This window comes from Streptomyces durhamensis (assembly GCF_000725475.1).
GTDB lineage: Bacteria > Actinomycetota > Actinomycetes > Streptomycetales > Streptomycetaceae > Streptomyces > Streptomyces filipinensis.
Genome location: NZ_JNXR01000012.1, coordinates 247581 through 267043, shown reverse-complemented (window position 1 = coordinate 267043; position 19463 = coordinate 247581). Strand labels below are relative to the sequence as shown.

The 19463-nt window shown below is 73.1% G+C and carries 12 protein-coding genes and 1 pseudogene; 6 read left to right on the top strand and 7 right to left on the bottom strand.

Annotation, left to right across the window (positions count from 1 at the left end):
* Nucleotides 1-3 precede the first annotated feature (3 nt).
* The 3 genes from trpA (at nt 4) to lgt (ending at nt 2798) form a co-directional block, all read left to right on the top strand.
* Entirely contained in the window at nt 4-825 is an 822-nt protein-coding gene (trpA, locus tag IO33_RS0118875) for a tryptophan synthase subunit alpha (RefSeq protein ID WP_031166380.1), read from the top strand.
* 129 nt (nt 826-954) lie between these two features.
* The gene (locus IO33_RS0118870) at nt 955-1728 is read left to right on the top strand and encodes a DsbA family protein (RefSeq protein WP_031166378.1); all 774 of its coding nucleotides are present in this window, start codon (nt 955-957) and stop codon (nt 1726-1728) included.
* A 104-nt stretch (nt 1729-1832) separates the two neighbouring features.
* The gene (gene lgt, locus IO33_RS0118865) at nt 1833-2798 is read left to right on the top strand and encodes a prolipoprotein diacylglyceryl transferase (RefSeq protein WP_031166376.1); all 966 of its coding nucleotides are present in this window, start codon (nt 1833-1835) and stop codon (nt 2796-2798) included.
* A gap of 73 nt (nt 2799-2871) precedes the next feature.
* Here the strand turns inward: lgt and IO33_RS0118860 are convergent, their stop codons facing one another.
* From IO33_RS0118860 to IO33_RS54105, 7 genes and pseudogenes are all read right to left on the bottom strand, one after another.
* Entirely contained in the window at nt 2872-3684 is an 813-nt protein-coding gene (locus IO33_RS0118860; RefSeq protein WP_031166373.1) for an HpcH/HpaI aldolase/citrate lyase family protein, read from the bottom strand.
* Nucleotides 3681-4877, bottom strand: a complete 1197-nt coding sequence (locus IO33_RS0118855) for a CaiB/BaiF CoA transferase family protein (RefSeq protein WP_031166371.1) — start codon at nt 4875-4877, stop codon at nt 3681-3683. Before IO33_RS0118855 ends, IO33_RS0118860 begins: the two co-directional genes overlap by 4 nt.
* Nucleotides 4874-5767 (bottom strand): ribokinase, encoded by an 894-nt coding sequence (gene rbsK / locus IO33_RS0118850; RefSeq protein ID WP_031166369.1) that lies wholly within the window; start codon nt 5765-5767, stop codon nt 4874-4876. Before rbsK ends, IO33_RS0118855 begins: the two co-directional genes overlap by 4 nt.
* Nucleotides 5764-7317 (bottom strand): ADP-ribosylglycohydrolase family protein, encoded by a 1554-nt coding sequence (locus IO33_RS0118845; RefSeq protein WP_031166367.1) that lies wholly within the window; start codon nt 7315-7317, stop codon nt 5764-5766. Before IO33_RS0118845 ends, rbsK begins: the two co-directional genes overlap by 4 nt.
* Nucleotides 7305-8519, bottom strand: a complete 1215-nt coding sequence (locus IO33_RS0118840) for an ADP-ribosylglycohydrolase family protein (RefSeq protein ID WP_031166364.1) — start codon at nt 8517-8519, stop codon at nt 7305-7307. The genes IO33_RS0118845 and IO33_RS0118840 overlap by 13 nt, the downstream gene beginning before the upstream one ends.
* 8 nt (nt 8520-8527) lie before the next feature.
* Nucleotides 8528-9646 carry an ADP-ribosylglycohydrolase family protein gene (locus IO33_RS0118835; RefSeq protein ID WP_031166362.1) on the bottom strand — a complete coding sequence of 373 codons (1119 nt, stop codon included), beginning with the start codon at nt 9644-9646 and terminating at the stop codon, nt 8528-8530.
* 1202 nt (nt 9647-10848) lie between these two features.
* A pseudogene (locus IO33_RS54105) lies at nt 10849-11841 on the bottom strand (ADP-ribosylglycohydrolase family protein); the annotation flags it as partial.
* Nucleotides 11842-12114: 273 nt separating this feature from the next.
* On the opposite strand from IO33_RS54105, the gene IO33_RS0118825 reads away from it, so the two are divergent.
* The 3 genes from IO33_RS0118825 to IO33_RS0118815 all read left to right on the top strand — a co-directional run bounded on the left by IO33_RS0118825 (nt 12115) and on the right by IO33_RS0118815 (nt 19368).
* Complete coding sequence (locus IO33_RS0118825; protein ID WP_031166358.1) at nt 12115-12846, top strand: VIT1/CCC1 transporter family protein; 732 nt, start codon at nt 12115-12117, stop codon at nt 12844-12846.
* Between the two features lie 473 nt (nt 12847-13319).
* Nucleotides 13320-17912, top strand: a complete 4593-nt coding sequence (gltB, locus tag IO33_RS0118820; protein ID WP_209438874.1) for a glutamate synthase large subunit — start codon at nt 13320-13322, stop codon at nt 17910-17912.
* Nucleotides 17905-19368: a glutamate synthase subunit beta gene (locus IO33_RS0118815; RefSeq protein ID WP_031166354.1), complete on the top strand. Its 1464-nt coding sequence runs from the start codon at nt 17905-17907 to the stop codon at nt 19366-19368. The genes gltB and IO33_RS0118815 overlap by 8 nt, the downstream gene beginning before the upstream one ends.
* Nucleotides 19369-19463 lie beyond the last annotated feature (95 nt).

The window sequence follows — 19463 nt, the reverse complement described above, 5'->3', positions numbered from 1 at the left end:
GCGTTGAACAGCACGAAGGCACGGCTGCTGGCGGACACCCTGGCCGCCGCCAGGGCCGAGGGCCGGTCCGCGCTCATCGCCTACCTCCCGGCCGGGTTCCCGACCGTGGACGGCGGCATCGAGGCGATCAAGGCCGCCTTCGACGGCGGGGCGGATGTCGTGGAGGTGGGGCTGCCGCACAGCGACCCCGTTCTCGACGGACCGGTCATCCAGACCGCCGACGACATCGCCCTGCGGGGCGGCGTCAAGATCGCCGACGTCATGCGGACGGTGCGCGAGGCGCACACGGCCACCGGCAAGCCCGTGCTCGTCATGACGTACTGGAACCCCATCGACCGCTACGGCGTCGAACGGTTCACCGCCGAGCTGGCCGAGGCGGGCGGCGCCGGCTGCATCCTGCCCGACCTGCCCGTCCAGGAGTCGGCGCTGTGGCGGCAGCACGCCGAGAAGCACGGTCTCGCGACGGTCTTCGTCGTGGCGCCGAGCAGCAAGGACGAGCGGCTGGCCGAGATCACCGCGGCGGGCAGCGGCTTCGTCTACGCGGCCTCGCTGATGGGGGTCACCGGCACCCGCGCATCCGTCGGCGCACAGGCCCAGAACCTGGTCGAGCGCACCCGCGCCACCGGCACCGAGCTGCCCGTCTGCGTCGGGCTCGGGGTCTCCGACGGCGCCCAGGCCGCCGAGGTCGCGGGCTTCGCCGACGGCGTCATCGTCGGCTCGGCGTTCGTGAAGCGGATGCTGGACGCCCCCGACCACGCGTCGGGGCTCGCGGCGGTGCGCGAGCTGGCCGGGGAGCTGGCGAAGGGCGTGCGCGGACAGGCGTAACCGTCAGTAGTCGGTCGGTTATCGGCTGGTAATCGGCCGTAGTCGCCCACAACGGAAGATTCGGTCACTCGAACGAGTGGACCTGAGGCCGGGGAGGCGCGCTGCGCCTCCCCGGTTCGTTCTGGGGGTGTGAGTGACAACCGTGACGGAAAGCGCACCGCCCGGGAGCGGCTGGCGGTCGAGCGCGAGAAGCAGAAGGCCGCGGACAAGCGGCGGCGCACGCTCATCGTGGGCGCCAGCGTCGTCTGCGTCCTGGGCCTCGCGGCGGTGATCGGCGTGCTCGCCGCGAACGCCGGCAAGGAAAAGGGCGGCCAGAAGGCGGGCCCGGTCGTGGCACCCTCGGGCGCGCAGGGCAAGGACAGCCTCGCGATCCCGGTCGGCAAGGACGGCGCCAGGTCGACGCTCACCGTCTGGGAGGACCTGCGCTGCCCGGCCTGCCAGGCCTTCGAGGTCGCCTACCGCCCGACGCTCCACGAACTGGTCGACTCCGGCAAGCTCAGGATCGACTACCACCTGGTCCGGCTGATCGACGGCAATCTCGGCGGCACCGGCTCCCTGCGCGCGGCCAACGCCGCGGCCTGCGCCCAGGACGCCGGCAGGTTCCGCGACTACCACGACGTGCTGTACGCGAACCAGCCCAAGGAGACCGACGACGCGTTCAGCGACAACGCCAAGCTGATCGAGCTGTCCGGAAAGGTCGGCGGCCTGAACACCCCCGCCTTCCAGAAGTGCGTGAAGGACGGCACCCACGACAGCTGGGTGAACAAGTCACACAAGGCCTTCCAGGGCGGCGGCTTCACCGGCACGCCCACGGTCCTGCTCGGCGGGAAGAACATCTACCAGGACCAGACCATGACCCCGGCCAAGCTCAAGCAGATGGTGGAGGCGGCCGCCCGCGGGTAAGGACGTCCCCCGGAACCGTCCGCCTTTTCTCACGCCCCCGTTATGGACCCGTAGCCGGGCTGCTTGCCGCCCCCACGGCCCGGCACGGTAGCGTCGGACCTGCCATGGAACTTTCCTACATTCCCAGCCCGTCGCGCGGGGTGCTGTACCTCGGACCCATCCCGCTGCGCGGCTACGCCTTCTGCATCATCATCGGCGTCTTCGTGGCCGTCTGGCTCGGCAACAAACGCTGGATCGCCCGCGGCGGGCGGGCCGGCACGGTTGCCGACATCGCGGTCTGGGCGGTGCCGTTCGGTCTGGTCGGCGGCCGGCTGTACCACGTGATCACGGACTACGAGCTGTACTTCAGCGACGGCCGTGACTGGGTGGACGCCTTCAAGGTGTGGGAGGGCGGCCTCGGCATCTGGGGCGCGATCGCGCTCGGCGGGCTCGGCGCGTGGATCGGCGCGCGCCGCCGGGGCATCCCGATGCCGGCGTACGCCGACGCCGTCGCCCCCGGCATCGCCTTCGCCCAGGCCATCGGCCGCTGGGGCAACTGGTTCAACCAGGAGCTGTACGGCCATGAGACGCACGTTCCATGGGCCCTGCACATCACCTCCTCCGAGGGCGGCCGGGTGCCGGGCTACTACCACCCGACCTTCCTCTACGAGTCCCTGTGGTGTGTCGGCGTCGCCCTCCTGGTCATCTGGGCCGACCGCCGCTTCACGCTGGGCCACGGCCGGGCGTTCGCCCTGTACGTCGCCGCGTACTGCGCCGGTCGCAGCTGGATCGAGTACATGCGCGTCGACGACGCCCACCACATCCTGGGCGTCCGCCTCAACGTCTGGACCGCGCTGATCGTGTTCGTGCTCGCGGTGACGTACTTCGTCGTGTCGGCGAAGAAGCGGCCGGGCAGGGAAGCCGTGGTCGAGCCGGAGGCCGTTTCCGGGGCGGCCGGTGACGAGCCGGACGCGGCTGCCGAGGCCGAGGACAAGACCCGGGACAAGACCGAGGACAAGGCCGAGGACGCGACCGAGGCTTCCGACGCGGAGACGAAGGACGAGGCCGGATCGGCGACGAAGAAGAGCTGACGGCTGGTCGTACGACGCCGAGGGCGCCCGGAGTCCGTTCCGGGCGCCCTCGGCGTGTGCGGGCGCCCGGTCGTCATCGCCGGCGGGCCGAGGACAAGGCCCGCTGGGCCATGGCCACCACCGCCGCGTCGATGAAGCGGCCGTCGGGCAGGGCCTGGGCGCCCTCCTTCACGGCCGCCGCCTTGAGGATCGTCTCCGCGTGCTCGATCTCCGCCGGTGTGGGCAGGTAGGCCCGTTCGATCACCGGCAGCTGCCGCGGGTGGATCGCGGCGCGGCCCAGGAAGCCGAGGGCGCGACCGTGGGCGCAGGAGGCGGCGAGTCCGTCCAGGTCGCGGATGTCGGGGTGGACCGACTGGGGCGGTGGGGCCAGACGGGCCGCTCGGGCGGCGACGACCACCCGGGAGCGCGGCCAGTCGAGGCCCGCGTCGGCCCGTACCCCGAGGTCGGCCCGCAGGTCCGCCTCGCCGAGTGCGATGCCGCGCAGGGCGGGGTGCGCGGTGGCGATCGCGTAGGCGTGCTCGACGCCGAGGGCCGACTCCAGCAGGGCGTACAGGGGGACGGGGGTGACCGCGGCGACCTGTCTGATCTGCTCCGGGCCGGTCACCTTCGGCAGACGCAGGCCCGAGAGGCCGGGAAGCGCGGCCAGGGCGGCCAGGTCGGCGGCGGCCCAGGGGCCGTCCGGGGCGTTGACCCGGACGTGCACCGGGACCGGCTGGAGCTCGGTGAGGAGGTCGGCCGTGGCCGCGCGGGCGTACTCCTTGCGGTCCTGGGCGACCGCGTCCTCCAGGTCGATCACCACCACGTCGGCGCCCGCGACCAGCGCCTTGGCCACCACGGCCGGGCGGTCGCCGGGGACGTAGAGCCAGGTGAGCGGGGCCCGGGTCACAGGGCTCCCTCCGTGCGCAGGGCGGCGATCTCGGCCGGGGTGAGGCCCAGCTCGGTGAGGACGGCGTCGGTGTCGGCCCCGTGCGGGCGGCCGGCCCAGCGGATCGCGCCAGGTGTCGCGGAGAGCCGGAAGAGCACGTTCTGCATGCGCAGCGGGCCCAGTTCGGGGTCGTGGACCGTGGTGATCGTGTCCAGGGCCTGGTACTGGGGATCGGCGAGGACGTCCCGGACGTCGTGGACCGGGGCCGCCGCGGCCTCGGCCTTCTCGAAGGCGGCGAGCACCTCGGCGCGGGTGCGGACGGCGATCCAGGAGCCGACCGCCTCGTCGAGCACGTCGGCGTGCGCGGCGCGGTCGGCGCCGGTGGCGAACCACGGTTCCTCGATCAGCTCCGGGCGGCCCACCAGGCGCATCACCCGCTCCGCGACCGACTGGGCGGAGGTGGAGACGGCGACCCAGAGGCCGTCGGCGGTGCGGTAGGTGTTGCGCGGGGCGTTGTTTGCGGAGCGGTTGCCGGTGCGTTCCTGCACATGCCCGAGCTGGTCGTACCAGGTGGGGTGGGGGCCGAGGACGGACAGGATCGGCTCGATGATCGCCATGTCGACGACCTGCCCGGCGCCGGTGCGCTCCCGTGCGGCCAGCGCGGTGAGCACGGCGCAGGCGGTCGCCAGGCCGGCGACCGAGTCCGCGAGCCCGAACGGCGGGAGAGTCGGCGGTGCGTCCGGTTCGCCGGTGAGCGCGGCGAAACCGCTCATCGCCTCGGCGAGGGTGCCGAAGCCGGGGCGGCGGGCGTAGGGGCCGAACTGGCCGAAGGCGGTGACCCGGGTGAGGACCAGCCGCGGGTTGGCCGCGGACAGCTCGGCCCAGCCGAGGTCCCACTTCTCCAGGGTGCCGGGGCGGAAGTTCTCGATCACCACGTCGGCGGTGGCGGCGAGCCGGAGCAGGACGGCACGGCCGCCGGGCGAGGACAGGTCCGCGGTGACGGTCCGCTTGTTGCGGCCGAGCACCTTCCACCACAGGCCGACGCCGCCCTTGGCCGGGCCGTGCCCGCGGGAGGGGTCCGGGCGGCGCGGATGCTCGACCTTGATCACCTCGGCGCCGAAGTCGCCGAGGTGCGTGGCGGCCAGCGGGCCCGCGAACAGGGTCGCCAGGTCCAGCACCCGCAGCCCCGACAGCGGCGGGGCCGGCGTACTCATGCGGTGCACTGGGCGTCGATCTCCGGGCGGTACGGCATCGACGCCGACGCCCCGGCCCGCTGGACGGAGATCGCCGCGGCGGCCGCCGCCCAGGACAGGGCCTCCCGCACGGGTTTCTCCTCGGCGAGGGCCACCGAGAGCGCGCCGGCGAAGGTGTCGCCGGCGCCCGTGGAGTCGACGGCGGTCACCTGCGGCGCTGGGATCACGAGCGGCTCGGCGCCCCGGGCCAGATAGAGGCTGCCGGTCGCGCCCAGGGTGACGACGACCTCCGGCACCAGGTCCAGCAGAGCGGTGGCGGCCTCGCGCGGGTCGGTGCGGCCGGTGAGGGTGACCGCCTCGTACTCGTTGGGCACCAACAGGTCGGTCGCGGCGAGCAGTTCGGGCGGCAGGGGCTGGGCCGGGGACGGGGTGAGCACCGTGCGGACGCCGTGCCTGCGCGCCGCCTGCGCGCCCGCGACGACCGCGGCCATGGGGATCTCCAGCTGCAGCAGCAGGGCGTCGGCGGAGGCGATCACGCCCTCGTCGCCGGGGGCCAGGTGGTCGACGGTGCCGTTCGCGCCCGCGATGACGACGATGGAGTTGGCGCCCTCGTCGTCCACCACGATGTGCGCGGTGCCGGAGGGGCCCTCGATCGTGCGCAGGAAGTCGGTGTCCACGCCGGAGTGTTCGAGGGTGTCGCGCAGCCGCAGGCCGTAGGCGTCGTTGCCGACCGCGCCGATCATCGAGACGGTCGCGCCGGCGCGGGCCGCGGCGATCGCCTGGTTGGATCCCTTGCCGCCGGGGATCGTGCGGAACTCCCGTCCCGTCACGGTCTCGCCGCGCTGCGGCGCCTTCGCGACGTAGGTGACGAGATCCATGTTCGTGCTGCCGAGGACGACGATGTGGGTCATGAGCGGGTCGCCTCCAGATGGGTGAGGTGGGCGAGGGTGTCGAAGCCGGCGCCGTCGAAGTCGCCGACCGTGGTGGCGAGCCGGTTCTTCAGCGGGGCCCGCCAGCGGTCGGGGAGGGCGGCGGGAGTGCCCGCGAGCAGTCCGGCGATGCTGCCGGCCGTGGCGCCGTCGGAGTCGGTGTCCAGGCCGCCCGACACCGCACGGCAGACAGCGCCGGTGAAGTCGCCGTCCGCGTGGGTGAGGGCGGCGGCGATCAGGGCGGTGTTGGGGACGGCGTGCACCCAGTGGTGGGCGGGGGAGTGGAGGGCGTGGAGTGCGTCCACGACGTCGTCGAAGTCCTCGTGGGACTCGGCCAGCCGGACGGCGTGGCCGATCGCCCGGGCGAGCCGGGAGCGGGGCGGGATCACGCTCCGGCCGGTGCGCAGACAGGCGTGCACGTCCTGGGTGCCGGTCGCGGCGGTGGCGATGACGGCGGCCGTGAACATCGCCGCGTAGACGCCGTTGGCGGTGTGGGTGAGGGTCGCGTCGCGGTGCGCCTGTTCGGCGGCGGCGGCCGGGTCGCCGGGGTTGGTCCAGCCGTGCACGTCGGCCCGGATCAGGGCGCCGATCCACTCCCGGAAGGGGTTGCGGTGGCGGGCGGTGTGCGGGGGCTCGACGCCGGAGAGGAGGTTGCGGTAGGCGATGCGTTCGGCGGTGAAGGTGCGGCCGGGCGGGAGTTCGTCCAGCCACAGCCGTGCGACGTCCGCGGTGGTGAAGGTCTTCCCGTGGCGCTGGAGGAGCAGGAGGTTGAGGAGGGGGTAGTTGAGGTCGTCGTCCTCGGGCATGCCGTCGATGTTCTCGGCGAGGGAGGTGGGGGCGGAGCGGCGGTTCCAGGGGTACCGGGCGAGCAGGTCCGCCGGGACGCCCTGGGCCGTGAAGTACGTGGTGAGGGGCCAGTTGCCGGTTGCCCGGGCGAGGGCGCGGATGCCGTCGAGGGGGAGCTTCTCGACGGGTTTGCCGAGCAGGCAGCCGATGGCCCGCCCGACCCAGGCGGCTTCGAGGGCGGCCGGGGCGGGCGCCGGCGCGGGGGTGGGGTCCGGCGCGGGGGTGGTGCCGCTTGCCCGCGCTGACGGGGTGCCGCCTGCGCCCGCCCGTGCCGCCGCGGCTGCACGACTGCCTGCGGGCCGGGGCGGCAGGGAGTGCCCCGAGGGGGCGCCGGGAACCGTGCGATCAGCCATCCACCGCCCGCAGCCGCGCGACGACGGCTCCTCGCAACTCGTCCGCGTCGACGGCCAGTCCGGGCACAGGGACTTGATGCGGGCGAGGTCCGTCGGCTCGTCCTCGAAGAGCGCGCTGGGCAGGTCGGCCAGTTCGTCCAGCAGGTCCTCCGCGAGGAGGCGGAGGTAGCGGGAGGCCCGGTGGGCCGACGCTCCCGCCCGGGGCGGGGCGTCCGGTCCGCCCGCGGCCCGCCAGCGCGCCTCGATCGCCGACGGCTCCCGCCCGTCCAGGCGGGCCTCGCGGAGCTCGTGGCCCAGCAGGTCCTCCGGCTGGACCCAGGTCAGTCGGAGCATCCGGTGCCTCCGAGGGCCGCGAACGCCCGCTCGTGGGCGCGCCGCCGGCGTACGTCCCGCTGGAAGACCTCCCGCGCGACCTCGGTGAGCGTGCGGGCCGGCTCCCACAGGTCCAGGCGGCTGGCCTCCGCCACCGTCTTCGCCCAGTCCTGGGGGACGGGCGAGCCGAGCGCGCCCGCGAGGGCCCCGGCCATCGTGGCGATCGAGTCGCAGTCGCGGCCGTAGTTGACCGCGCCGAGGACGGCGTGCCGGTAGTCGCCGCCGGAGACCAGCAGCATGCCCAGGGCGACGGGCAGTTCCTCGACCGCGTGCAGCCGGGAGGGGCGGCGGGCGGCGAGCGAGGGCGCGCGGTAGTCCGGGCCCACGGTGTCGTACGGGGCGACCGCCGCGCGCAGGGGCCGTAGCGCCGACTCGAAGTCCCGGTGCCGCGCGGCCACTTCGCAGACCTTCTCGATCGCCTCGCGCGTGCCGTCCTTCGCCAGGGACAGACAGGCGCTGACGACCGACTCCGGGGTCGCGCCCGGTGCCGTGGCGGCGGCGACGGCCGCGGCCAGGACCCCGGCCGCCTCACGCCCGTACGACGACTGGTGCGCGCCGGCGATGTCCAGCGCCTCGGCGTAGGCGGCGGCCGGGTCGGCCGCGTTGACCAGGCCGACGGGGGCCATGTACATCGCCGCTCCGCAGTTGACGATGTTGCCGACGCCCGCCTCCCGGGGGTCGGCATGACCGTAGGCGAGCCGGGTCACGAGCCACTTCTCGGCGAGGAAGAGGCGGTGCAGCGGCAGGGTCTCGGTCTCCAGTTCCGGGATCCAGCGGGGGTTCGTCATCAGGTCCGGGACCAGGTGGTCGGCGACGGCGTACGCGTCGAGGTGGTCGCGGACGCGGTCGTACACCCGGATCAGCGCGTGCGTCATCAGGGTGTCGTCGGTGACGTGGCCGTCGCCCTTGTGGTACGGGGCCAGGGGGCGGGCGGTGCGCCAGGCGGGGCCGTGCCAGGGGCCGACGACGCCGTGGACGCGGCCGCCGTGGCGCTCGGCGATCTGCTCCGGGCTGTAGCCCTCGACCGGACCGCCGAGCGCGTCACCGACGGCGGCTCCGACGAGGGCGCCGGTGATCCGTTCGGCGAGGCCGTGCGCGGGAGGCTCCGAGGGGGACCGGTCGCTTTCTTCTTCTTCGAGTCCTTTGGACTCCTTGGGCGTCATGCCCCGAATCATCCCCCTGGGTGGGCTGGTTGCGCGGCTTCCAGGAGTCCGGCGAGTTCCACCAGGTCGGTGCCGGTGAGGCGGGGCAGGGCACAGCCGGAGAGGGTGCGGCAGGCGTCCCGCCAGGCCCGCGGGATGGCCGCGCCGCCGCCGAGGGCTCCGGTGAGGGCACCCACGAGGGCGGGGGCGGAGTCGGCGACCCGGGACAGGCAGGCGGCGGCGGGGACGGCCTCGGCGATACGGCCACCGGCCGCGGTGGCCAGGGCGAGGGCGACCGGGACGGTCTCGGCGGCGGCGATGCCGTAGCTGTAGACGTGGTCGACGATCTGGTGCTCCAGGAGCGGGACCAGCGCGAACGCGGACTCGCTGTCCGCGGCGAGGGCGAGTGCGTGGCGGGCGTTGCGGCCGATCTCCGTGTCGGCGGGGAGTTCGGCGAGCGCGGCGGTGACACAGGTGTCCGTCGTGGCGTCGGCGAGGGCGAGGGCGAGGGCCGCGGCCATCGCGCGGGCACCGTGCACGCCGTCGCCGTCCTGGGTGTAGCGGGCGTCGAACTCGGCGAGGGCGGCGGCGCGTTCGGCGTCGCCGGGGTGGGCCACGGCGAGCACGCAGGCGCGGACGCAGGCGGCGTCGTCGAAGTAGTGCGGGTTGTCGTGGCCCGTGGCGGGCGGGCGCAGGCCGGTGGCGAGGTTGCCGAGGCCGGCGCGAACCGAGATGCGGGCGCGCAGGGGGAGCACGGCGGACTCCACCTCGGGCGCGCGGTCCGCCGCCGCGGCGACCTCGGCGGCCACGGCGGTCCAGGTGAGGTCGATGGCGGCCCGGGTACGGCGCTCTCGGCTGAGGTCGCCGAGGACGTCGTCGTCGCCCGCGCGCAGCACCGCCTCCGCGGCGAAGGCCGCCCACTCGGCGTCGTCGGAGGGGCCGAGGCGGAGGGGTTCGGGGGGCTGGTTGAGGGCGATCGGTACCGGCAGGGTGGTGGTGGCGTTCTGCTCGGCGAAGGTGTCCAGCTCGCGGGTGAGGCGCCGGGTCCACTCGGGCATGCGGGCGGCGCGGTGGCGCGCGGCGGGCCAGCCGGCGGCATCGCCTGCGGCGAGGCCGAGCAGGAGGCCCTCGATACGGTGTCGTGTCATGACCGGCCCTCACTGTCCTGCTGCCCGGCGTTCCCGGCCCCGACCAGCGGGCTCGGCCTCCGGAACCCCTTTCTGCCCACCTTTCTGCCCGCCGGGGCGTCCGACTCGTCCGGCTGGGGGGCGGGCGCGGCCGGGAGGGACGGGGCCGGACCGGCCGGCCGGCACCCCACGCCCCGTCCGGCCCCCGAAGCGACCTCCCGCACAGCAGCCCCCACCGCTTCCCCGGACAGCGCCGGCACCTGCGCCGACGGCGGCCCTGGCAGAACCGCCCGCGTCTCTTCGTCGTGCGCCCCCGGTGGGGCGGGGCTCGCGGCTTCGGGTGCCGGGGCCGGCGTGTGTTCTGCCGGCGGCCCTGTGAGAGCCGCCGGCGTCTTTTCGTCCTGCGTCCCCGGTGGAGCGGGGGTGGCGGCCACGGGTGGCGGTACCGGTAGAGCAGCCCGCGAGCCTTCCGGAGGCAGCCCTGGCAGAGCGGGCACCGCCGCTTCCGGAGATCGCTTCCCCTGCGTCCCTCCCGTCGGCGTCGTCGTCGGCGTCGGCGTCGCCGGGAGAGCCGCCCCCGCCCGTCCCGGAGGCAGCTCCGGTGGAGCGGACGGTGCTCCTTCCGGAGGCAGCTCGGGGGGTAGAGACCGCGCCTCTTCCAGGGGCAGCTCCGGTGGGGCAGGCCGCGTCTCTTCGCCGCGCGAACCCCGTGGAGCAGCTTCCGTCCCTTCCGGCGGCGGTCCTGGTAGAGCCGCCCGCGTCTCTGCCCCGTGCAGCCCTTCGGGTGGCGGTGCCGGTGCCGGTGCCTGGGCTCGCGTCCCTTCCTGAGGCAGCCCCGGCGCAGCCGTTCGCGTCTCCGCCCCGCGCAGCTTCGCCGGAGCCGTCACCGGCCGTTCCTCATGCAGCTTCGCCGGAGTCGCCACTGCCTCTTCCTCGTGCAGCCCCGCCGGAGCCGTCCCTGACCGTTCCTCGTGCAGCTTCGCCGGAGCCGCCACTGCCCCTGCCTCGTGCAGCTTCGCCGGAGCCGTCACCGGCCGCCCTTCCTCGTGCAGCTTCGCCGGAGTCGCTACCGGCCCTCCCCCGTGCAGTCCCGCCGGCGCCGTCACCGGCCCTCCCCCGTGCGCAGCCGGAAGTGCGTCGGTTCCGTTCCGAGGTGGGGCCGGCAGTGGCGTGCCCGGCGGTGAAGTCGGGAGGGTTGCTCCCGCCCCCCACCTGCCGACCTCGCCCGGTACCAGGAGTTCCGCCACGTCCAGGACGTGGTGGCCGGCCATGGAGGGGAGGCAGCGGCCGCGGGCCGGGCCGATGGGGGTGGCCCAGTGGGGCGGGATCGCCGTGATGCCGTGGGTCGCGCCGGACAGGGCGCCGGCCACCGCCGCCGTCGTGTCCGCGTCGCGGCCCATGTTGACGGCTGTCAGGACGGCCTGCGCGAAGTCGCCGTCGGCCGCCGCGTAGGCGCCGAAGGCGAGGGCGACCGCCTCGGGGGCCAGATCGGTCCAGGGATAGCCGCCGATCACGACCGCCGAGCGGACCGCGCGTTCGCCGCGATGGGCCACGGCCACCGCGCGCCGCAGGGAGCGCGCCGTCCAGGAGTCGTCGGGGATGACCGCGAGGGCCGCGGCGATCACCACCGGAACCGGCGCGCCCGTCATCGCCGCCGCCACCCCGGCCGCCACCGCCTGGCCGCCGTAGATGCCCTCGCCCTCATGGCTGACCGAGCCGTCGATCGCCGCCAGGCGGGCCGCTTCGGCGGGACGCCCGGCCGCGAAGACGCCGAAGGGGGCCGCTCGCATCGCCAGGCCGTCGCTCCAGGCGTGCCGGTGCTGGGCCGAGATGGGGGCCGCGAGCCCGCGGCGCAGGTTCTCCAGGGTGCCGCGCTCGCTGAAGCCCGCGCCCCGGAAGGGGCCCTCGGCGCGGTCGGCGATCCACTGGTGCCAGGCCGCCTCCACATGGGCGGGGGTGAGCGCCGAACCGTGCCGGGCCAGGAGCAGGCCGGAGAAGATCGCGTACTCGGTGTCGTCGGTACCGCAGGGCTGTTCCGTCACGTATCCCGTGATGCGGCCCCAGCGGGCGCGGATCTCGGACGGCTTGAGATTCTCCGCGGGTGCGCCCAGCGCGTCTCCGACGGCCAGGCCGAGCAGCGCGCCACGGGCCCGTTCGCGCGGTCCGGCGGCGCCGTCGGGCGCCGGGAGCGGGGGAGTGCAGGCGATCGACGCCATGGGCGGCCTCCTTCAGCGGGACCACGTGACCCTTTGCGGATGTGTCCCACAACGCGCGCCCGCACGAGCCTCCGCACGGCCGGAGTCACCCGCTCGGCATCTGAGCATGAGATTGCACGGATGAGCGAAAGAGGTGTCCGGATGGGTAAAGGTGCAGGTTAGCCCAGCCTTTCCTTGCTGGCGGGAGCGGGAGAAGGGGCGTAGGTTCAGTGTTGTCGAAAAGTAGAACTCGTCCAAAAGTTAGCTTTGGCTAAGCTATCCCCGGGGGTCCCCATGGCTGTCATCGAAACCCAGGCCGCGCTGCACGAGGCGCACCGCGACAACCACACCCACCGCGACGTCAACGGCGGCTGGCTGCGCCCCGCGGTCTTCGGTGCCATGGACGGCCTGGTCTCCAATCTCGCCCTGATGACCGGTGTGGCCGGCGGATCCGTGAGTCAGCAGACCATTGTCATCACCGGCCTCGCGGGGCTCGCCGCCGGCGCCTTCTCCATGGCGGCCGGTGAGTACACCTCGGTCGCCTCGCAGCGCGAGCTGGTCGAGGCCGAGCTGGATGTCGAACGCCGAGAGCTGCGCAAGCACCCGCAGGACGAGCAGGACGAGCTGGCCGCGCTGTACGTCGCCCGCGGTGTGGAGCCCGACCTGGCCCGGGAGGTCGCCCGCCAGCTGTCCAAGGACCCCGAGCAGGCCCTGGAGATCCATGCCCGGGAGGAGCTGGGCATCGACCCTGGTGACCTGCCCTCGCCGCTGGTCGCCGCCGTCTCCTCCTTCGGGTCCTTCGCCCTCGGTGCCCTGCTGCCCGTACTGCCGTTCCTCCTCGGCGCGACCACGCTGTGGCCCGCCGTGCTGCTCGCTCTCGCCGGGCTCTTCGGCTGCGGTGCCGTGGTGGCCAAGGTGACCGCGCGGAGCTGGTGGTACAGCGGCCTCAGGCAGCTCGCGCTGGGCGGTGCCGCGGCCGGTGTGACGTACGCCCTGGGCAGCCTGTTCGGAACGGCCGTAGGATAGCGCCGCCGGTACTTATGCATCTGGCCGCATAAATAGCCGTTACTCGCTGGTTTCAGACGCGTGACCACCGGGCATGAGCCGTAAGCGCCGCAGGCAATGACGCCTGCCGCACCCTTGCGGGGAGAGTGAAGACGCTCGCCCCGCCCCCTTCGGGCCGCCGGACGCCGATCCGACCGATCTTGTCGACGGTCCCCCTCGCACGTTCAGCGCCGCCCCGCGCGGCACCCGCCGCCCGCGAGCGGCACCCCCGCCGCGTACCGCGCGGCACCCCCGCCGCCGTGTGTGGCACCCCCGCCGCGGACCGTGCGGCACCGTTGCCACGGACCCCGTGGCGTCCGCATGCTGGAACGGAGTATCCGCTTCCCGGGAATCGCTCCATCATGTAACCTGCACGAAATTTCGCCACTTTCGCAGAGGGCCAACGTCGTCCCTCGGCACTTGCCACATGCCTCATGACGACGACGGGAGAGCCGATGCGTACGCCGCGCCAGCCGTCCCAGCATTCCGCGAATGGCCAGAACTGGTCGTTCATGGATGCTCGCCCTGCTGCGCAGGGTATGTACGACCCCCGCAACGAACACGACGCCTGCGGCGTCGGTTTCGTCGCCACCCTTACCGGCGAGGCGTCCCACACGCTGGTCGAGCAGGCGCTCACCGTGCTGCGCAACCTGGAGCACCGCGGTGCCACCGGCTCCGAGCCGGACTCGGGTGACGGTGCGGGTCTGCTCTCCCAGGTGCCCGACGCCTTCTTCCGTGAGGTGGCCGGATTCGAACTCCCCGCCGCGGGTTCGTACGCCGCCGGTATCGCCTTCCTGCCGGAGGACGGGACCGCCGACGCCGTCTCGAAGATCGAGACGATCGCCGACGAGGAGGGCCTCACCGTCCTCGGCTGGCGCGAGGTCCCGGTCGCCCCCGAGCTGCTGGGCGCCACCGCCCGCTCCACCATGCCGGTCTTCCGCCAGATCTTCGTCACCGACGGCGCCAGCGAGGGCATCGCGCTGGACCGGAAGGCGTTCGTGCTGCGCAAGCGCGCCGAGCGCGAGGCCGGTGTCTACTTCCCGTCGCTGTCCGCGCGCACGATCGTGTACAAGGGCATGCTGACCACCGGCCAGCTGGAGCCCTTCTTCCCGGACCTGTCCGACCGCCGCTTCGCCTCCGCGATCGCGCTGGTGCACTCCCGGTTCTCCACGAACACGTTCCCGTCGTGGCCGCTCGCGCACCCGTACCGGTTCGTCGCGCACAACGGTGAGATCAACACCGTCAAGGGCAACCGCAACTGGATGCGCGCCCGCGAGTCGCAGCTGGCGTCCGATCTCTTCGGCGACCGCGAGCTCGACCGTGTCTTCCCGGTCTGTACGCCGGACGCCTCCGACTCGGCCTCCTTCGACGAGGTGCTGGAGCTGCTCCACCTGGGCGGCCGTTCGCTGCCGCACTCCGTGCTGATGATGATCCCGGAGGCGTGGGAGAACCACGCCTCCATGGACCCGGCCCGGCGCGCCTTCTACCAGTTCCACTCCACGATGATGGAGCCCTGGGACGGCCCCGCCTGCGTCACCTTCACCGACGGCACCCAGGTGGGCGCCGTGCTCGACCGCAACGGTCTGCGCCCCGGCCGCTACTGGGTCACCGACGAGGGCCTCGTCGTGCTCGGTTCCGAGGTCGGCGTCCTCGACATCGACCCGGCCAGGGTCGTCCGCAAGGGCCGCCTGCAGCCCGGCCGGATGTTCCTCGTCGACACCGCCGAGCACCGCATCATCGAGGACGACGAGATCAAGGCGACCCTCGCCGCCGAGCAGCCGTACGCCGAATGGCTGGAGGCCGGCGAGATCGAGCTGGGCGACCTGCCCGAGCGCGAGCACATCGTGCACACCCACGCCTCGGTCACCCGCCGCCAGCAGACCTTCGGCTACACCGAGGAGGAGCTGCGCGTCATCCTCGCGCCGATGGCCCGTGCCGGCGCCGAGCCGATCGGTTCCATGGGCACCGACTCGCCGATCGCGGCCCTGTCCGAGCGCCCGCGGCTGCTCTTCGACTACTTCACCCAGCTGTTCGCGCAGGTCACCAACCCCCCGCTGGACGCGATCCGCGAGGAGCTGGTCACCTCCCTGCGTTCGTCGCTGGGCCCGGAGGGCAACCTGCTGGACCCGACGGCCGCCTCCTGCCGCTCGGTCACCCTGCCCTTCCCGGTCATCGACAACGACGAGCTGGCCAAGCTCATCCACATCAACGCCGACGGCGACATGCCCGGCTTCAAGGCCGCGACCCTCTCCGGCCTGTTCCGGGTCTCCGGCGGCGGTGACTCGCTCGCGGCCCGCATCGCGGAGATCTGCGCCGAGGCCGACGCCGCCATCGACAACGGCGCCCGGCTGATCGTCCTGTCGGACCGCCACTCGGACGCCGAGCACGCGCCGATCCCGTCGCTGCTGCTCACCTCGGCCGTCCACCACCACCTCATCCGCACCAAGCAGCGCACCCACGTGGGCCTGCTGGTCGAGGCCGGTGACGTCCGCGAGGTCCACCACGTCGCCCTGCTGATCGGCTTCGGCGCCGCCGCCGTCAACCCGTACCTGGCGATGGAGTCGGTCGAGGACCTGCTGCGCGCCGGCACCTTCCTGAGCGGCCTGGAGCCCGAGAAGGCCATCAAGAACCTGATCTACGCCCTCGGCAAGGGCGTCCTGAAGGTCATGTCCAAGATGGGCATCTCCACCGTCGCCTCCTACCGCGGCGCCCAGGTCTTCGAGGCCGTCGGCCTGGACGAGGCCTTCGTCGAGAAGTACTTCAACGGCACCGCCACCAAGATCGGCGGCGTCGGCATCGACGTCATCGCCGAGGAGGTCGCCGCCCGCCACGCCAAGGCCTACCCGGCCTCCGGCATCGCTCCCGCGCACCGTGCCCTGGAGATCGGCGGCGAGTACCAGTGGCGCCGCGAGGGCGAGCCGCACCTGTTCGACCCGGACACGGTCTTCCGCCTGCAGCACTCCACGCGCACCGGCCGCTACGACATCTTCAAGAAGTACACCGAGCGCGTGAACGAGCAGTCCGAGCGCCTGATGACGCTGCGCGGCCTGTTCGGCTTCAAGTCCGACCGCGCGCCGATCCCCGTCGACGAGGTCGAGCCGGTCTCCGAGATCGTCAAGCGGTTCTCGACGGGCGCCATGTCGTACGGCTCCATCTCCAAGGAGGCGCACGAGACCCTCGCCATCGCCATGAACCAGCTGGGCGGCAAGTCCAACACCGGTGAGGGCGGCGAGGACCCGGACCGCCTGTACGACCCGGCCCGGCGCAGCGCCATCAAGCAGGTCGCCTCCGGCCGCTTCGGCGTGACCTCCGAGTACCTGGTCAACGCGGACGACATCCAGATCAAGATGGCCCAGGGCGCCAAGCCCGGCGAGGGCGGCCAGCTGCCCGGCCACAAGGTCTACCCGTGGGTCGCCAAGACGCGTCACTCGACGCCGGGTGTCGGCCTGATCTCCCCGCCGCCGCACCACGACATCTACTCCATCGAGGACCTGGCCCAGCTGATCCACGACCTGAAGAACGCGAACCCGCAGGCGCGGATCCACGTGAAGCTGGTCTCCGAGGTCGGCGTCGGCACGGTCGCCGCGGGTGTCTCCAAGGCACACGCGGACGTGGTCCTGATCTCCGGTCACGACGGCGGTACGGGCGCCTCCCCGCTGACCTCGCTGAAGCACGCGGGCGGCCCCTGGGAGCTCGGCCTCGCCGAGACCCAGCAGACCCTGCTGCTCAACGGCCTGCGCGACCGCATCGTCGTGCAGACCGACGGTCAGCTGAAGACCGGCCGTGACGTGATCATCGCCGCGCTGCTCGGCGCCGAGGAGTTCGGTTTCGCGACCGCGCCGCTCGTCGTCTCCGGCTGCGTCATGATGCGCGTCTGCCACCTGGACACCTGCCCGGTCGGCATCGCCACCCAGAACCCGACCCTGCGCGACCGCTTCGCGGGCAAGGCCGAGTACGTCGTGAACTTCTTCCGGTTCATCGCCGAAGAGGTCCGCGAGCTGCTCGCCGAGCTGGGCTTCCGCTCCATCCAGGAGGCCGTCGGCCACGCCGAGCTGCTGGACGTCGAGCGCGCCGTCGACCACTGGAAGGCGCAGGGCCTGGACCTGGAGCCGCTGTTCCACGTGCCGGACCTGCCCGAGGGTGCCGTCCGCCACCAGCTGATCGAGCAGGACCACGGCCTGGAGAAGGCCCTGGACAACGAGCTGATCAAGCTCGCCGCCGACGCCCTGGCCGCGAACGACGCGACCGAGGCCCAGCCGGTGCGCGCCCAGGTCGCCATCCGCAACATCAACCGCACGGTCGGCACCATGCTCGGCCACGAGGTGACGAAGAAGTTCGGCGGCGCGGGCCTGCCCGACGACACCATCGACATCACCTTCACCGGCTCGGCCGGCCAGTCCTTCGGCGCGTTCCTGCCGCGCGGCGTCACGCTGCGCCTGGAGGGCGACGCCAACGACTACGTCGGCAAGGGCCTGTCCGGCGGCCGGGTCGTCGTCCGCCCGGACCGCGCGGCCGACCACCTCGCCGAGTACTCGACCATCGCGGGCAACACCATCGGTTACGGCGCCACCGGCGGCGAGCTGTTCCTGCGCGGCCGCACCGGTGAGCGGTTCTGCGTCCGCAACTCCGGCGCGCTGGTCGTCTCCGAGGGCGTGGGCGACCACGGCTGCGAGTACATGACCGGCGGTCACGCGGTCGTCCTCGGCCCGACCGGCCGCAACTTCGCGGCGGGCATGTCCGGTGGTATCGCCTACGTCATCGACCTGGACCGCGACAACGTCAACGCCGGCAACGCCCAGTCGGTCGAGGCGCTGGACGAGACGGACAAGCAGTGGCTGCACGGCGTGGTGCGCCGCCACGCCGAGGAGACCGGCTCGACGGTCGCCGAGAAGCTGCTCGCCGACTGGGACGCGGCCGTGGAGCGGTTCAGCAAGATCATCCCCAGCACGTACAAGGCAGTGCTCGCCGCCAAGGACGCCGCCGAGCGAGCCGGTCTGACCGAGACCGAGATCACCGAGAAGATGATGGAGGCGGCGATCAATGGCTGACCCGAAGGGCTTCCTGAACCACGGCCGCGAGGTCGCCCAGACCCGTCCTGTCGGTGAGCGCGTCAAGGACTGGAACGAGGTCTACGTCCCCGGCTCCCTGCTGCCGATCATCAGCAAGCAGGCCAGCCGGTGCATGGACTGCGGCATCCCGTTCTGCCACAACGGCTGTCCGCTGGGGAACCTGATCCCCGAGTGGAACGACTACGCCTATCGCGAGGACTGGGCCGCCGCCCAGGAGCGGCTGCACGCGACCAACAACTTCCCCGAGTTCACCGGTCGCCTCTGCCCGGCCCCCTGCGAGTCGGCGTGCGTGCTGGGCATCAACCAGCCGCCGGTCACCATCAAGAACGTCGAGGTCTCGATCATCGACAAGGCGTGGGAGACCGGGGACGTCACCCCGCAGATCCCCGAGCGCCTGTCCGGCAAGACGGTCGCGGTCATCGGCTCGGGCCCGGCGGGTCTCGCCGCCGCCCAGCAGCTGACCCGGGCCGGCCACACGGTCGCCGTCTACGAGCGCGCGGACCGCATCGGAGGTCTCCTCCGGTACGGCATCCCCGAGTTCAAGATGGAGAAGCGGCACATCAACCGCCGTATCGAGCAGATGCGCGCGGAGGGCACCCGCTTCCGCACCGGCGTCGAGATCGGCCGCGATCTGGGGGCCCGCGACCTGAAGAAGCGCTACGACGCGATCGTCATCGCCGCCGGTGCCACCACCGCGCGCGACCTGCCGGTGCCGGGCCGCGAGCTCAAGGGCATCTACCAGGCGATGGAGTACCTGCCGCTGGCCAACAAGGTCCAGGAGGGCGACTACGTGGCGCCCCCGATCTCGGCCGAGGGCAAGCACGTCGTCGTCATCGGCGGCGGTGACACCGGCGCGGACTGCGTGGGCACCGCCCACCGGCAGGGCGCGGCCTCCGTCACCCAGCTGGAGATCATGCCCCGCCCGAACGACGAGCGGCACCCGACCAACCAGCCCTGGCCGACCTTCCCGATCCTGTACAAGGTCACCTCGGCCCACGAGGAGGGCGGCGAGCGGATCTACTCCGCCTCCACCACCCACTTCGAGGGGGACGAGGACGGCAACGTGCAGTGGCTGCACCTGGCCGAAGTGGAGTTCGTCGAGGGCAAGCTGACCTCCAAGCCGGGCACCGAGCGCAAGATCCCGGCCCAGCTGGTCACCCTCGCCATGGGCTTCACCGGCACCGACCGGGAGAACGGCCTGGTGGAGCAGTTCGCCCTGGACCTCGACGAACGCGGTAACATCGCCCGCGACGCCGACTTCCAGACCAACGTGCCGGGTGTGTTCGTCGCCGGTGACGCCGGCCGCGGCCAGTCCCTCATCGTGTGGGCGATCGCGGAGGGCCGCTCGGCCGCCCGCGGTGTCGACCGGTTCCTGACCGGTGCCAGCGACCTGCCGGCCCCGATCCGCCCGACGGACCGCGCCCTGGCGGTCTGACGGCACCCGAGAACGTCCCGTACAACGGCGTACGGAACACTGACGACGCCTGCCCCGTCCCCGACCGGACCCGGGCAGGCGTCGTTGCATGTCCG

Bases quoted from the DNA above. Each gene is read 5' to 3' on its own strand.
- IO33_RS0118840 (WP_031166364.1), bottom strand. From the start codon at position 8,519: ATGACGCCCAAGGAGTCCAAAGGACTCGAAGAAGAAGAAAGCGACCGG.
- rbsK (WP_031166369.1), bottom strand. From the start codon at position 5,767: ATGACCCACATCGTCGTCCTCGGCAGCACGAACATGGATCTCGTCACC.
- IO33_RS0118845 (WP_031166367.1), bottom strand. From the start codon at position 7,317: ATGCTCCGACTGACCTGGGTCCAGCCGGAGGACCTGCTGGGCCACGAG.
- IO33_RS0118815 (WP_031166354.1), top strand. From the start codon at position 17,905: ATGGCTGACCCGAAGGGCTTCCTGAACCACGGCCGCGAGGTCGCCCAG.
- gltB (WP_209438874.1), top strand. From the start codon at position 13,320: ATGCGTACGCCGCGCCAGCCGTCCCAGCATTCCGCGAATGGCCAGAAC.
- lgt (WP_031166376.1), top strand. From the start codon at position 1,833: ATGGAACTTTCCTACATTCCCAGCCCGTCGCGCGGGGTGCTGTACCTC.
- IO33_RS0118825 (WP_031166358.1), top strand. From the start codon at position 12,115: ATGGCTGTCATCGAAACCCAGGCCGCGCTGCACGAGGCGCACCGCGAC.
- IO33_RS0118855 (WP_031166371.1), bottom strand. From the start codon at position 4,877: ATGAGTACGCCGGCCCCGCCGCTGTCGGGGCTGCGGGTGCTGGACCTG.
- IO33_RS0118835 (WP_031166362.1), bottom strand. From the start codon at position 9,646: ATGACACGACACCGTATCGAGGGCCTCCTGCTCGGCCTCGCCGCAGGC.